Consider the following 13,739-nt stretch of genomic DNA (forward strand, 5'->3'; position numbering starts at 1 on the left):
GTTGCCGTTAGTGTCCCTTGCATCCGCCGCGTCCCTACGCTTCTCGCTGCCGTGTTTCGCAGCCATCGCGGTCTCAACCAATGAATGCTTGAGAGGAACCACGTCAATGACCTTCGAATTCTCACGACGGGCAGTCCTGCAAGGAACCGGTGCCGGCGCTTTGGCGCTCTTTATGTCCGGCACTCCCGCTGGAGCCGCGCACGCAACACCCTCGCTGCGCGCCGTATATCACATGACACCGCCCTCAGGATGGCTGTGTGATCCGCAGCGACCGGTTCATACCAATGGCGCCTACCAGCTCTACTACCTGCACTCGAACATCAACAATGGCCAGGGTGGTTGGGACCACGCGACCACCCTGGACGGTGTCGCGTTCTCGCACCACGGCACCGTGCTCCCGCTGGCACCGGATTTTCCCGTGTGGTCCGGTTCGGCCGTAATCGACTCCGCCAACACTGCGGGCTTTGGTGCGGGGGCCGTCGTCGTACTGGCCACCAAACCGACCGACGGCATCCGCAAGTATCAAGAGCAGTACCTCTACTGGTCCGTGGACGGCGGATACACGTTCACTCCCCTACAAGATCCCGTGATCGTCAACACCGACGGCCGGACGGCCGTCACTGCGGCGGAAATTGAAAACGCCGAGTGGTTCCGTGATCCCAAGATTCATTGGGATGCCGCGCGCGGGGAGTGGGTGTGCGTCATTGGCCGGGCCCGGTACGCGGCGTTCTACACCTCGGCGAATCTCCGTGACTGGCAATGGAGGTCCAACTTCGACTACCCGAACCACGCGCTTGGGGGCATCGAATGTCCGGATCTCTTCGAAATGACCGCCGACGACGGCACCCGGCACTGGATTTTCGCGGCCAGTATGGACGCCTACAGCATCGGATTGCCCATGACCTATGCGTATTGGACAGGCAGCTGGAACGGAACGAATTTCCTGGCGGACGACGTGACGCCCCAGTGGCTGGACTGGGGCTGGGACTGGTATGCGGCTGTGACCTGGCCTTCGGTGGAGGCGCCGGAAACCAAACGGTTCGCCACGGCGTGGATGAACAACTGGAAGTATGCCGCACGCGATGTTCCCACGGATGCCACTGACGGCTATAACGGCCAGAACTCCATCACCCGGGAGCTTACTTTGGAGCGCCAGGGCGGAGGCTGGTATTCGCTCCTTAGCAATCCCGTCTCTACGCTAAGCGGCTACGTCACTGGCACCACGAGCATTCCGGACCAAACCGTCAACGGCAGCTTCGTGGTGCCGTGGAACGGGCGTGCCTACGAACTGGAGCTGGACATTGCGTGGGATACCGCCGCAAACGTCGGAGTGTCCGTAGGGCGGGCCGCCGACGGATCCCGGCACACCAACATCGGCAAGTACGGCGGCGAGCTGTATGTGGACAGGGCGTCGTCGGACCTGGCCAGCTATTCGCTGGTGCCCTACACCCGGGCCGCCGCGCCGATCGATGCGAACGCGAAGTCAGTGCATCTGCGCATCTTCGTGGACACCCAAAGCGTGGAGGTGTTCGTCAACGCCGGCCACACGGTCTTGTCGCAGCAAGTCCATTTCGACGACGGCGACACAGGCATTTCCTTCTATGCTGACGGCGGTCCGGCGACGTTCTCGGGCATCACCATCCGGGAGTTCGGGAATCCGATCTGAGCTCGGGCGATATGTTGACCCGTCCTCCAGTCAGTCAATCAATCAGTCGAAAAATCCCACGATGTAGCCAATGAAGTAGAGCAAGGACAATAAGACAACGACGCCGATCACGGCAATCCAGAAGACCTGGGTGGACTTCCTGGTTCCGTGCTCTTCGTGCCCCTGCGGCCCGGCGGTGGATGCTTCCCCGGGCGGGGTTTCGCCCGGAGGTACTCCCCCTCCGGGCTCAAGGCCTGTGATGTTCTCTTCGTACGGGTCCGGGTTGGTGCCTGACATTGGTTCTCCCTTGCTGCAGCTTGGGCTGGGGACGGCTTATGTTGTGCCGTACCCAGCCCTGCAGCAGTCAAAACACCGGGACTGGCCCGAATCGTCCGCTATCAGTCCACGGCAAGCTATCAGTCCACGGAAAGCACGATCTTGCCGCGGGTGTGCCCCTCCATGTTGAGCCTGAAAGCATCCGCGGCCTCTGCCAAGGGGAAAACCTTGGCCACCTCGACGCGGAACTTCTTGTCATCAACCAAGTCCGCCAGTTCCTGCAGATCCGCAGCCACAGGGCTTACCCACATCCACGTGCCGCCGTGCTCCTCAACGTCGCTGTCCGCGATCGAGGCGTGACGTCCGCCGTCGGACAATACCTGCAGAGTCGCTTCCAGGTTTCCGCCCGCGAAATCAGCAACTACATCCACCCCGTCCGGACTCAGCGCCCGGACCCGCCCGGCAAGTCCTTCACCATAGGCAACCGGTTCGGCGCCCAAGGACCGCAGGAACTCATGGTTCTTCTCCGAGGCCGTAGCGATGACCTTCGCACCCCAGGACGCAGCGATCTGGATCCCCAAGGACCCCACACCGCCGGACCCTCCATGGATCAGGACGGTCTCCCCGGGCTTCACTTCCAAGCGCTTCAACACTTGGAACGCCGTCAACCCGGCCAGCGGAAGCCCCGCCGACTCGTTCCAGTCCAGGGACTTCGGCTTGCGGGCCAAGAGCCGCTCCGGCAGGGCAATGTACTCGGCGAAGCTTCCCCCGTGGACGAAATCCTTCCGGCCGTAGGCGATCACTTCATCGCCGGGTGCGAACTGCCGCGAATCGATGCCCACCGATTCGACGACGCCTGCCACGTCCCAACCGGGAATCGCCGGGAACTGGAGGTCCATCACGCCGTCCAGGTAACCGGCCATGATCTTCCAGTCCACAGGGTTGACCGAGGCTGCCTTGACCTTGACCAGGACCATGCCCGGCCCGACCTTCGGCTGCGGCTGTTCTGTCAGCTCGAGGACATCCGGATTTCCGTACTTGCTGTAGGTGATTGCCTTCATGGTTAGGGCCAACGGGTGGGGCGCCTGCACTATTCCTTGACCCACACAGCGGCGGGCCGCCCAGGCTCCGTTCGAAGCCCGGGCGGCCCGCCGCCGTCGTGCATTACTGGTAAGCAGTACCGCTAGAGGTTTTCCACCAGCGAGACGTCGCGCACTGCGCCCTTGTCCGCGGACAGAGCCATCGCGGCGTAGGCACGCAGGGCCGGAGATACCTGGCGGTCCCGGTTCTTGGGCTTGAAGCCTCCGTTAACCAGCAGCTTTTCACGGCGTTCGGCGAGGATCTCCTCGGACACCTGCAGCTGCAAAGAGCGCTGCGTGATATCGATGCTGATGATGTCACCGTACTCGACCAAGGCGATGTCGCCGCCGGAAGCGGCTTCCGGGGAGATGTGGCCGATCGACAGCCCGGACGTGCCGCCCGAGAAACGGCCGTCGGTGATGAGGGCGCACTTCTTGCCGAGGCCACGGCCCTTGAGGAACGACGTCGGGTACAGCATTTCCTGCATGCCCGGACCGCCGCGGGGGCCTTCGTAGCGGATGACCACCACGTCGCCTTCCTTGACCGTCTTGTTCAGGATCATCTCCACTGCTTCGTCCTGGGACTCGCAGACAATTGCCGGTCCTTCGAACTTCCAGATGGACTCGTCCACGCCGGCGGTCTTCACGACGGCGCCGTCCACGGCAATGTTGCCGCGCAGCACAGCCAGACCGCCGTCCTTGGAGTAGGCGTGTTCCACCGAGCGGATGCAGCCACCCTCGGCGTCAGTGTCCAGGGAGGTCCATTCGTTCGACTGCGAGAACGCCGTGGAGGAGCGTACGCCACCGGGCGCCGCGTGCCACAGCGCCTTTGCCTCCTCGGTGGCCTTGCTGCCGCGGATGTCCCAGTCATCCAGCCAGCCATCCAGGTCCGCGGAGTGTACGGAGTGCACGTTCTTGTGCAGGAGACCGCCGCGGTTCAGCTCACCCAGCAGGGCGGGGATGCCGCCGGCCCGGTGGACGTCTTCCATGTAATAGGTCTTGTTCCCGGCAACGTTCGGGGCCACCTTGGCCAGGCAAGGCACCTGGCGGGACTTGGCATCCATCTCGGCCAGGCCGTAGTTCACGCCCGCTTCCTGGGCTGCGGCCAGCAGGTGGAGGATGGTGTTGGTGGAGCCGCCCATGGAGATATCCAGCGCCATGGCGTTGTCAAAAGCCTCGGCGGTGGCGATATTGCGCGGCAGTACAGAGTCGTCGTCGCCGTCGTAATAGCGCTTCACGAGCTCGACGATCGTGGCGCCGGCCTTCTCGTAAAGGGCTTTGCGGGCCGTGTGGGTGGCGAGCACGGAGCCGTTGCCGGGCAGGGCAAGGCCGATTGCCTCGGCGAGGCAGTTCATGGAGTTGGCGGTGAACATGCCGGAGCAGGAGCCGCACGTCGGGCAGGCGTTTTCCTCGATGAGGTTGATGTCTTCATCGGAGATGGACTCATCAACGGCGTCGGCAATGGCGTTCACCAGGTCCAGGGAGCGCACGGAACCGTCGGTCAGGGTCACGCGGCCGGCCTCCATGGGGCCACCGGAAACGAAGACAACAGGGATGTTCAGGCGCAATGCGGCCATGAGCATCCCCGGGGTGATCTTGTCGCAGTTGGAGATACAGACCAGGGCGTCGGCGCAGTGCGCGTTGACCATGTACTCCACGGAGTCGGCGATCAGGTCGCGGGACGGCAGGGAGTAGAGCATGCCCGAGTGGCCCATCGCGATGCCGTCGTCCACGGCGATGGTGTTGAATTCGCGGGGCACTGCGCCGGCGGCGAGGATCGCATCGGAGACGATGCGGCCCACGGGGGCGAGGTGGGTGTGACCCGGAACGAACTCAGTGAAGGAGTTGGCCACGGCGATGATCGGCTTTCCGATATCCGAGTTGGCGACGCCGGAGGCACGCAGCAGTGCGCGGGCTCCAGCCATGTTGCGGCCATGGGTAACTGTCTTTGAACGAAGTGCAGGCATGTCTACCATCCTGCTGTTGTTCCAGGACCGGCGGAAGACGGTGATGCTACTAGTAGTGAAAGTACCAGAGTAATAGTGTTGAGTTCGTGAAAGATGAGAGACGCAAGGAACTGGGACTCTTCCTCAGGACCCGCCGCAACCAAGCCCTTCGTTCGGACTACGGCCTGCCGCCGGTGGGGCGTTCCCGCGAGCGCGGCCTTCGACGGGAAGAGATCGCGTTCCTCTCCGGCGTCAGCGTCACTTGGTACACGTGGCTGGAGCAGGGCCGGGACATCAGCCCCTCGCGGCAGGTTCTTGAGTCCATTGCCCGGGCCCTTCATCTCTCCGACACGGGGCTGAGCTACGTACTTTCCCTAGGCGGTTATTCATCTACATTGCCTAAAGGGCCGGTCGCGGCCGACGCTCCCGCCCATGTGCAGCGCCTTTTGGACGCCTTGGACCCCAACCCCTCCTACGCTTTGTCCCCGGATTGGGGAATTGCCGGCTGGAATCCGGCGTACGAGGCGCTGTATCCCAATATCGGCACGTTTGACGCCTCGGACCGGAACCTGCTGTGGCTGGTCTTCACCGACCCCTTCATCCGCGATCTTCTCCCCGATTGGGACGTCACCAGCAAGCGGTTCCTGGCAGAATTCAGGGCTGAAACGGGGCAACGCCTGGGCGATCCGGATGTCGCGTACCAGGTGGGCCGGCTCAAGGAGGCCAGCCCGGAGTTCCAAGAGAGCTGGGACCGGTACGACATCCTGGGCTTCGAATCCCGGGAGCGCCAGTTTCACCACCCGGCCGTTGGCGTCCTGCACATGGAGCACCACCAGGTCTCGCCGTCGGACAGGCCTGACCTGCACATCGTCGTCTACACACCGGCGCCGGGGAGCGACGCAGGAGCGCAGATGCAGCGGCTGATGGGAATCTGATCTGCTCGGGGCGGGGGAACAGCGCTTTCCGACCGCGCAACCACTACCTGCCAGGCGGGACCGTGAGGCGTTCGTTGTTGAGCTGAGACGTTTCGAGGGCGGCAGTCCTTCCAGCCGTGATCCGCCCCAGGACCAGCATCAGCACCAGGGCCACGAGCACGGGTATGCAAACAGAGAAAACAATGGTGCCGGTGCCTGCGCCAAGGCCGATCAGCATGCCGCCAAATATGGGGCCCACCACCGATCCGAGCCTCCCCAAGGAAGCTGCCCACCCCACCCCCGCAGTCACAGTTGCCTGGGGGTAAAGAGTCACTGCCACAGCCGCCTGGCCGATCATGCCGGCCTGGAGCCCAAGCCCGACGCCACCGAAGACAATCAGCAACAGCGCTTTGTCCGGACCGAGGAATGCGGAAATTACGAGGAACACGACAGCTGCGGCTGAAGTGCAAGCCAGGACCGAAGTCATCCGGCGGCGACGGGATCCGAGGATCAGCACACCGGCGCCAACAATGCTTCCTACACCCAAGGCCGCCGATCCCAACGGGGCCATGCCCGGCCCAAAGCCGTAGTTGGTGAGCAGGGTGGGCAGCCACGATGAGAACACGTAGTAAACAGCGAAGATCAGGAACGAGAAAGACCACAGCAGAAGCGTTCTGCTGCGGACAGCTTTGTCGAATAGGCGGGACACTGCGGCGTGATGCTTGGCCTCAGAATGATTTGTGGGCGTGATCGACTCATGTCGGCCCGATAGTCCGATCCACAGGAACGGCAGGAGTACACCCGAAGCAATGGCTCCGAGGATGAATACCCATTCCCACCCCGGCCCACTAATGAGGATGCCTCCTCCGAGTCCAGCGATCAGGGCCCCGAACGAGATACCCGTCATCACCACCACCGCAACCGATTGACGCAAACGCGATGGATTGGTGGAGGTGGCATGTGAGACAGCCGCGGGCAGCACCGCGCCCAACCCCAGCCCCGTCACGAATCGAAGGATCGTCAACTCCACTACGGAACCGGACCACGCCGTCAGCAATGAGCCAATCGTGAAGAGCGCAACGACGTAAAAGATGACATTCCGCGTGCCCAGCTTTGCTACCAGCCGCCCCACCGCCATATAACCCAAGGCCACCCCGGCACTGGTTAATGCCAAGGCCGGGGTGAAATGGGCGGGCTCAACTCCCCACTCCTTTGACATGGATGGGATGGACACCCCTAGTGCGACAGTGTCGAATCCATCCAGCACTACAGCGGCAAATGTTAGGCAAAGTACCCACCAGTTCGGTTTGGCCTCATCCTGCATCTTGTGTTCGCTCATTGTGTCCATGGGACATCCTTAGAGTTTCGAGGGCTTCGAAGAAGAAGCAAGGCACGACAGCTGTAATCCCTTAGCTGCAACAGCACATATGCCTTGGTGCAAAATATCTTAGCTATGTGATTCTCTAAAGTGATGGATCTCACGGCACCGGCGCGGCTCACTACATCGCCGATATCGACGCGGGGACTGGAAAGAAAGTACTAAGTCTGCTTACTATGTTGGCGTGCTGTTGATCGGCACACCCGAATCTTTCCCAATGAAGCAAGGACGGTCATCATGGCAGGAAATCTCTTGGCCCGCTCGATTCATGATCTGACAGCAGCGGCATGGTTCGGAGGATCCCTCATGGGAGCCATCGGCTTGAATGGCGCCGCCGCCGAGGCCACCGATCCCGCCGAACGGACACGCCTTTCCAGCAAGGGCTGGATGAAGTGGGCGCCCATCCAGACCGCGGCCTTCTCCGCACACCTGTTGTCCGACCTCGCGATCGCCTGGGAAAACAAGGGACGGATCGCCAAGCAGGACAGCGTGGCGGGGGACGCGGCCCTGAAGACCGCGGTCACCGTAGCCGGCGCCGCAGTCACCCTTTACGCGGGCATCCTCGGCAAGAAGGTTGACAAGCTGGCCGACGAGGGCGCCCGGGGCGCAACCGAGCCGCGGTCGGATGCATCAGATGAGCTGAAGGCAGCCCAGAAACAGTTGAAAGCGCTCCAGTGGGCCATCCCAGCTTTTGCAGGCTGGGTCATCGTGCTAGGTGCCAAGCACGGCGAGATGCAGCGGCCTAAGAATGTGCTCGCCGGACTGGTGCAGCACTAGTCGTCAAAGTGCGCCCTGGCTTCATCGGTGTTGCCCGCGAGACTTCGAAGCATGTCGCGGGCAACATCGTGAAGCTTCTGGTTGCGGTTTTGGGACGCCCGCAGCATCATCGCAAAGGCTTCCTCCTGCGAGCACCGGTTCTGCGACATGACGATGCCCGTTGCGAGGTCGATGACCGTCCTGCGCTCCATGGCTGCCTTCAAATCCTTCGCCAAAAGATCCGCGGTAGCTATACGCAGCGCCAACCTCAAGGCCTGGCTAGCCATGTCGGCGAAAGTCACCGCTTCTTCGATGGCCCCCTCCGTAAAGAGGCCGGCAACGTCAGAGAAGAAGTTGAGCCCCGCAGAGGCATCCTCACCCAGTTCCATCGGGACGCCAAGCGCACTGCGTGCACCAGCGAGAGTGAGGTTGCGGGCGTACTCCGGCCACCGCGCCTCGGTGGCCGCATCGCTGACTACCACGGGAACTCCAGTCCGGAGCGCCTCCATGCACGGGCCGTCGTCGAGCCTCTGCTCAATCCCGTCCAGCAGGATGGCATCATCACTACTGCCGGCAATTGTTGCCGCCCGCTTCCGGCGGTGCAGCGTCACCGCACACTCAACCCGCACACCAGTAGCCCGCGTCAGGGCCCGTGCAGCGTACTTGGTGGTTCCATTCAAGAAACCCTTGAGGTCTTCCTTGCCGTCAATCAACTGATGAAGGCGTTGGAAATCTTCATTCTGCTCGTCGGTTTCCACAGCAATGATCCTAGAAGCAACAAACTGAAATCGCCATTGGATAGGCGAGTATCCCTGCAGTCCTGCTAGCCCAGGAGTTCCTTGAGGTCAGGCTCGGTCAAGCCTGAAGCCAACTGGAGGTCCCGGCCCTGAACACCGGCCAAGGTGGCCTGCCGGACTGCATGGCCCAGCGACTCTTTTGCAGAGTCCATCTCCCATTGCAGCGATTCCACCAGGGCAGCAGCCGTCCAGACGCTGCCCACGAAATCGCTGGCTTCCGCGTCCATCCGGAAACCGCAGGAGCACGCCCACGCCGGCCAGACCTCACCATCGGCGCGACCGCTCGTGACGGGCCCGGGCGACACCGAGAGGGACATTGCGGCTCCACAGTGCATGGGACTTCCGGCCGCCGGGACGTGGCCCATCTCAGCCATTTGGCTCAGCCCCGCCTCGCGCACCAGACTGGAACCAACCTCGGCAGCCGGCTCCGCGCCGGAAACGTGCGAAGATTCCGTCAACGTTTCCACCTCGGCAGCCTGCTCCGCCGGGGAAACCAGTTCGATGACGCCGTCCACGGCATCATCATCTTCATTCATTGGGCGTTCGTTCGCACCGGGGCCATGCAGTACTGCTGTCATAACAACCACCCAATCTCGCTAACCTGCAAAGTAACTCGATAAACTAGTTATATTGCTTTTTTAGCCGGGTGTCCATTCAGGATTTGCGAAGCTCCGCAACGCCGAGCTTGCCCACCCCGTCAGCGAGCCTGCCCAGGAAGGATGCAACCGCCCCCGCCTCGTCCGGAGTCAGGGCGTCGGCTTCGGCCGAAATGAGATCCCTCAACGCAGCAAGTGCGGGGTACGGCTCAAGAGCGAGGGAAACCGGACGCAGAATAACCGAACGGCGATCACTCGGATGCCTTTCGCGTCGAATGTGGCCCGAGGCTTCAAGCCGGTCGATCAGCATGGTGGTGGCTGCAGACGTAATGCCCAGACGCTCACTCAAGTCGCGGGGGCTGACAGCCAGTCCGTCCTTTTCGGCGTCGAAGATGATCTGGAGGGCAACGATGTCCGTGTCTCCGACGCCGCTCTGCGAGCGATTGCGACGACGCCATTCGTTAATGGCGCGCTGAAGGTCACGAAGGGAAGCCAGCGCATGCGCTCCCGTCACCTTCTGATTTCCGAGGTCGAACCAATCGTCCTGAAAAACGCTTCGCGGGTTCATGTCCACTTTCCTAGCTAGCCGTGTATTTCGCGAATCAAGGTTTATCCGGTTTAACGAGGTTACACGGAATCCGGGGCGCCGACTGCAGGGAGTCCACCTTTTGACGTAACGCAGATCACGAACTATGATTTATGAATCGATTCAACCGCAGCATCCTTGCCAATGACGACTAAGGAGATCCACGTGAGCGTCATGCACCGAAGGGAAACAATTCCCACCCCGGGAGACACCCCGATCGACACCACCCCGGGCCGGAAAGATCCCAAGAAGGCCGCGATGAGTGGTTGGATCGGAAGCGCCCTTGAGTACTACGACTTCGCCTTGTACTCCCTGGCAGCCACACTCCTCTTCCCCACTATCTTCTTCCCCACGGAGAACCCGACCGTGGGCATCATCGCCTCCCTTGCCACCTACGCCGTCGGCTATGTTTCACGGCCGCTCGGAGCCGTAGTCCTGGGCGCTTATGGCGATAAGCACGGGCGCAAGAAGGTTCTGGTCTTCGCCATGCTGCTCATGGGCTTCGCAACCTTCGCCGTGGGCCTGCTTCCCACCTATGGACAGGTTGGACTCCTTGCGCCGCTGCTGCTGGTGATCCTGCGCCTCATCCAGGGCTTCGCGGTAGCCGGCGAACTCGGCGGCGCAAGCGCCATGATTGTGGAGCACTCCCCTGATGGGAAACGCGGCTTCTTCGCCAGCTTCAGCCTCCAAGGCACCCAGGTGGGCTCCATCCTTGCCACGGCAGTCCTGATTCCGCTGGCTGCCTTGCTTCCCGAAGAGCAGTTCCACTCCTGGGGTTGGCGCCTGCCGTTCCTTCTGAGCGCCTTAGTGATCGTGGCGGGCTACGTCATTCGCCGCCGCGTGCAGGAGCCCCCCGCCTACGTGGCGCAGTCAGGCGACGCGACAGCCAAGCGCCGCTTCCCGCTGGTTGACCTGCTCCGCACGCACCCGTGGGTACTGGTCCGATGCATCGCGATGACCTTTACCAACGTGATCGGCATGGCAACCCTCATCTTCGGCGTCTCATACGCAACGCAAAAGGGCTACGGCATCGGGTTCTCCAGCAGCGAGTTCCTGTGGGTCACTATGGCCGCCAACGTCGCCGCCGTCGTCACCATCCCGCTCTTCGGCGCGCTGTCCGACCGCATCGGCCGCCGAACCCTGATGGTTGCCGGTGGACTCGCGGGCGGTTTGCTCACCATGGGCTACCTGTACGCGATCCAGCTGGGCAGCCTGCCTCTGGTCTTCGTTTGCGTCGTTATTGTCCAGGGCATCTTCTTCCAAATGTGGAACGGCACGTTCGCCACGTTCTTCCAGGAGCAGTTCCCCATGCGGATCCGTGTCACTGGTTTCGCTGTCTCCCAGAACATCGGACTCATGATTGCCTCGTTCTTCCCGAGCCTCTTCACGGCAATCGCCCCTCCGGGTTCCAGCAACATCCCCATGGTCATCGGTTTGACCACACTGGGCATCTGCGCTGTTGCCGCCGTCGCCACGATGCTCTCCGCCGATACGAAGGGCAAGACCCTTGAGGACCTCGAAGCCCGGTAACCAGGAAGGCCGGTAACAGAGAAGTCCGCTAACAAAGCCATCGGTGTGGAAGCAAAAGCTGCTTCCACACCGATGGCGCTGCCCGTTCAGCTGAGGGACAGAGTCCCCTCCAAAGCCGTTCGGGGAGCTCCAACTGATCCGCGCTGGATGAGCCGCGGGTGCAGCTCCGGGCCGGATGCCGCCGCTGGCCTCCCCTCAATTTTCCGGATCAGCGCCGAAGCTGCAGCCCTGCCCATCTCATACACCGGCTGGGCAATGACTGTGAGCGGCGGAGAGATGAGCCGGGTCCAAGCGAAGTCGTCGTACATGATGAAGGAGATGTCATCCGGAATCCGGAGGCCTGATTCCTGGATTGCTTCAACAACACTGAGCGCGATCAGGCCGTCTGAGGCGATGATGGCCGTGGCGGGGTCCGGACCGGTCACAAGTTCGCGGGCAACGGCCTTGATGGACCCGGCGTCCCCGGCGTTGAGGCGGACCAAGTCAGCGGGGAAAGGGAGCCCCTGCTCCTGGAACGCACGGCGCATACCGTCCACGCGGTCCGAGATCTGCGAAGACTCCAGCACCATTCCCTCCTGGTAGGGCTGCTCCGTTTTCAAGGTGGAGACGAACGCTATCCGCAGGTGGCCGAGCCCGATGAGTTGCTTGGTGGATTCATAGGAAACCGGGCCCATGTCCACGGCGAAGGTCTCAACCTCCAACCCCTCCGCCGCCCTGTCCAGGAGGACCAGCGGACGCCCGGACTCCTGGACCTCCCGGAGGTGCGGAAAATCCGTGGAGGAAGCGGGCGCGACGATCAATCCGTCCACTCGTTTGTCCAGCAGTACACGGACGGCATCCACTTCGGCCTGCTTCTCCTCGTCGGTGTTGATGAGGATGACGTTGTACCCACTCTTTTTTGCCGTGTCCGTGATGCCGCGGGTGGCGAGGCCGAAGTGCGGGTTTTCGATGTCGCCTACCACCACCCCTAGGGTGTTCGAGCGTCCCGTGTTCATGCTCCGGGCCAACTCGTTGGGACGGTAGCCGAGCTCTTCGGCAGCCGCAAGGACACGCTCGCGGACGTCATCGCTGACGGCTCCATAGTTCCCCAAAGCACGCGCTGCTTGTGCTTTGGACACTTGCGCGGCCCTGGCGACGTCGGCAACCGTTACGTCCCGCCGTCGGGATCCTTCAGTGCTCATGTTCACCTTTCACGGGGGTGTTGACGCGGCTTTGTGAGTTCCGCTACATTCGTTCAAACGATGTGAGTCCGGTCTCAATCCTAAGCGGTGAGACCGGACTCAACAAGACTCAACATCGAGCAAGATCTCCCGGCTGCCCCCGACAGCACCGCATCCCTCCCACGATTGGACACGCTGTGATCAAACTGAAGTTCCGCCCCGCTGCGTTCGCAGCCGCAGCAATGGCGGCCGTCATTGCCCTCTCCGGCTGCGGAGGCTCCTCCGCGGGGAGCTCCCCCTCCGCCAACAATCCCTACGGCCTGATCGAACCCGGCACCATCCGGGTCGCAAGCCTTGGCGACTCAAAGCCTTACACCTTCACCGACAGCTCCGGAAACTTCACGGGGTTCGATGTTGAACTCTTCAAGGACGTGGCACACCGCGCCGGCGTGGACAACGTAGTCTTCACCGGACAGGACTTCTCCGGGCTGCTCGCTGCCGTCGCCAACGGCCAATTCGACGTCGGAGTCGCAGCAATCGGCATTACCGACAAGCGCAAGGAAACGGTCGACTTCTCCGAGGGCTACCTGGCCGGCTACCTCACGGTCATCACCACCAAGACCTCGGGCATCAAGGACGTTGACGGGCTCAACGGCAAGCGCCTCGGCGTAGTCCAGGGAACGCTCCAGGAAGCCTACGCGGTGAAGAACTTCACTTCCTCGCAGCTGGTCCGCTTCCCCGACAACAACACGGCCATCTCGGCAGTGAACAGCGGAGCAGTTGACGCGCACTTCCTGGACTACGAAGCCGCCAAGTCCTACCAGGACCAATTTGGTCTGGTCAGCGCCGCGGACATCCCTTCCTTCGATGCCCCTGCCGGCTTCGCGATCGCCAAGAACAAGCCGGAGTTCAAGGAAGCGCTGAACAAGGGACTCGCCGAAGCCATGGAAGACGGCACGTGGAAGAAGCTGTACCAGAAGTGGTTCCCGGGATCTCCCATGCCGGAGCAGTACCTGCCCAAAGCAGAACAGACTTCCAGCCCCTCCCCCGCGGCCAGCAGCAAGTAATTCAACAGG

General features: G+C 62.2%; 13 protein-coding genes. 5 read left to right on the top strand and 8 right to left on the bottom strand.

All coding sequences use genetic code 11. The features are described from left to right. Positions 1-106 precede the first annotated feature (106 nt). The gene (locus HMI59_RS18400) at positions 107-1,666 is read left to right on the top strand and encodes a glycoside hydrolase family 32 protein (RefSeq protein WP_193592129.1); all 1,560 of its coding nucleotides are present in this window, start codon (positions 107-109) and stop codon (positions 1,664-1,666) included. Positions 1,667-1,708: 42 nt separating this feature from the next. Here the strand turns inward: HMI59_RS18400 and HMI59_RS18405 are convergent, their stop codons facing one another. The 3 genes from HMI59_RS18405 to ilvD form a co-directional block, all read right to left on the bottom strand. Continuing rightward, positions 1,709-1,942, bottom strand: a complete 234-nt coding sequence (locus HMI59_RS18405; RefSeq protein ID WP_193592130.1) for a DUF6480 family protein — start codon at positions 1,940-1,942, stop codon at positions 1,709-1,711. A 119-nt stretch (positions 1,943-2,061) separates the two neighbouring features. Then, positions 2,062-2,982 (bottom strand): NADP-dependent oxidoreductase, encoded by a 921-nt coding sequence (locus HMI59_RS18410; RefSeq protein ID WP_193592131.1) that lies wholly within the window; start codon positions 2,980-2,982, stop codon positions 2,062-2,064. 122 nt (positions 2,983-3,104) lie between these two features. Then, positions 3,105-4,967, bottom strand: a complete 1,863-nt coding sequence (ilvD, locus tag HMI59_RS18415) for a dihydroxy-acid dehydratase (protein WP_193592132.1) — start codon at positions 4,965-4,967, stop codon at positions 3,105-3,107. Positions 4,968-5,053: 86 nt separating this feature from the next. Here ilvD and HMI59_RS18420 point away from each other — a divergent pair, with 86 nt between their 5' ends. After that, the gene (locus HMI59_RS18420; RefSeq protein ID WP_193592133.1) at positions 5,054-5,881 is read left to right on the top strand and encodes a helix-turn-helix transcriptional regulator; all 828 of its coding nucleotides are present in this window, start codon (positions 5,054-5,056) and stop codon (positions 5,879-5,881) included. A gap of 43 nt (positions 5,882-5,924) precedes the next feature. Here the strand turns inward: HMI59_RS18420 and HMI59_RS18425 are convergent, their stop codons facing one another. Then, on the bottom strand, positions 5,925-7,208 hold the full coding sequence (locus HMI59_RS18425) for an MFS transporter (RefSeq protein ID WP_193592134.1): 1,284 nt from the start codon (positions 7,206-7,208) through the stop codon (positions 5,925-5,927). A 267-nt stretch (positions 7,209-7,475) separates the two neighbouring features. On the opposite strand from HMI59_RS18425, the gene HMI59_RS18430 reads away from it, so the two are divergent. Further along, the gene (locus HMI59_RS18430; RefSeq protein ID WP_193592135.1) at positions 7,476-8,015 is read left to right on the top strand and encodes a hypothetical protein; all 540 of its coding nucleotides are present in this window, start codon (positions 7,476-7,478) and stop codon (positions 8,013-8,015) included. Here HMI59_RS18430 and HMI59_RS18435 read toward each other — a convergent pair. The 3 genes from HMI59_RS18435 to HMI59_RS18445 form a co-directional block, all read right to left on the bottom strand. Next, positions 8,012-8,752, bottom strand: coding sequence for a GAF and ANTAR domain-containing protein (locus HMI59_RS18435; protein ID WP_193592136.1), 741 nt, complete (start codon positions 8,750-8,752; stop codon positions 8,012-8,014). The genes HMI59_RS18430 and HMI59_RS18435 overlap by 4 nt on opposite strands. Positions 8,753-8,817: 65 nt before the next feature. Next, complete coding sequence (locus HMI59_RS18440) at positions 8,818-9,327, bottom strand: hypothetical protein (RefSeq protein ID WP_193592137.1); 510 nt, start codon at positions 9,325-9,327, stop codon at positions 8,818-8,820. Positions 9,328-9,445: 118 nt separating this feature from the next. Further along, positions 9,446-9,955: a MarR family winged helix-turn-helix transcriptional regulator gene (locus tag HMI59_RS18445; protein ID WP_193592138.1), complete on the bottom strand. Its 510-nt coding sequence runs from the start codon at positions 9,953-9,955 to the stop codon at positions 9,446-9,448. Between the two features lie 183 nt (positions 9,956-10,138). Between HMI59_RS18445 and HMI59_RS18450 the strand changes: the two genes are divergently transcribed. Continuing rightward, complete coding sequence (locus HMI59_RS18450) at positions 10,139-11,503, top strand: MFS transporter (RefSeq protein ID WP_370583523.1); 1,365 nt, start codon at positions 10,139-10,141, stop codon at positions 11,501-11,503. 86 nt (positions 11,504-11,589) lie between these two features. Here the strand turns inward: HMI59_RS18450 and HMI59_RS18455 are convergent, their stop codons facing one another. Continuing rightward, on the bottom strand, positions 11,590-12,684 hold the full coding sequence (locus HMI59_RS18455; protein ID WP_193592139.1) for a LacI family DNA-binding transcriptional regulator: 1,095 nt from the start codon (positions 12,682-12,684) through the stop codon (positions 11,590-11,592). A 221-nt stretch (positions 12,685-12,905) separates the two neighbouring features. Between HMI59_RS18455 and HMI59_RS18460 the strand changes: the two genes are divergently transcribed. After that, complete coding sequence (locus tag HMI59_RS18460) at positions 12,906-13,730, top strand: ABC transporter substrate-binding protein (RefSeq protein WP_193593819.1); 825 nt, start codon at positions 12,906-12,908, stop codon at positions 13,728-13,730. Positions 13,731-13,739: the final 9 nt, after the last annotated feature.

This window comes from Paenarthrobacter sp. YJN-5 (genome assembly GCF_015040095.1).
GTDB lineage: Bacteria > Actinomycetota > Actinomycetes > Actinomycetales > Micrococcaceae > Arthrobacter > Arthrobacter ureafaciens.

Bases quoted from the DNA above. Each gene is read 5' to 3' on its own strand.
- ilvD (WP_193592132.1), bottom strand. From the start codon at position 4,967: ATGCCTGCACTTCGTTCAAAGACAGTTACCCATGGCCGCAACATGGCT.
- HMI59_RS18460 (WP_193593819.1), top strand. From the start codon at position 12,906: ATGGCGGCCGTCATTGCCCTCTCCGGCTGCGGAGGCTCCTCCGCGGGG.
- HMI59_RS18400 (WP_193592129.1), top strand. From the start codon at position 107: ATGACCTTCGAATTCTCACGACGGGCAGTCCTGCAAGGAACCGGTGCC.
- HMI59_RS18440 (WP_193592137.1), bottom strand. From the start codon at position 9,327: ATGAATGAAGATGATGATGCCGTGGACGGCGTCATCGAACTGGTTTCC.
- HMI59_RS18445 (WP_193592138.1), bottom strand. From the start codon at position 9,955: ATGAACCCGCGAAGCGTTTTTCAGGACGATTGGTTCGACCTCGGAAAT.
- HMI59_RS18410 (WP_193592131.1), bottom strand. From the start codon at position 2,982: ATGAAGGCAATCACCTACAGCAAGTACGGAAATCCGGATGTCCTCGAG.
- HMI59_RS18430 (WP_193592135.1), top strand. From the start codon at position 7,476: ATGGCAGGAAATCTCTTGGCCCGCTCGATTCATGATCTGACAGCAGCG.
- HMI59_RS18425 (WP_193592134.1), bottom strand. From the start codon at position 7,208: ATGGACACAATGAGCGAACACAAGATGCAGGATGAGGCCAAACCGAAC.
- HMI59_RS18405 (WP_193592130.1), bottom strand. From the start codon at position 1,942: ATGTCAGGCACCAACCCGGACCCGTACGAAGAGAACATCACAGGCCTT.
- HMI59_RS18455 (WP_193592139.1), bottom strand. From the start codon at position 12,684: ATGAGCACTGAAGGATCCCGACGGCGGGACGTAACGGTTGCCGACGTC.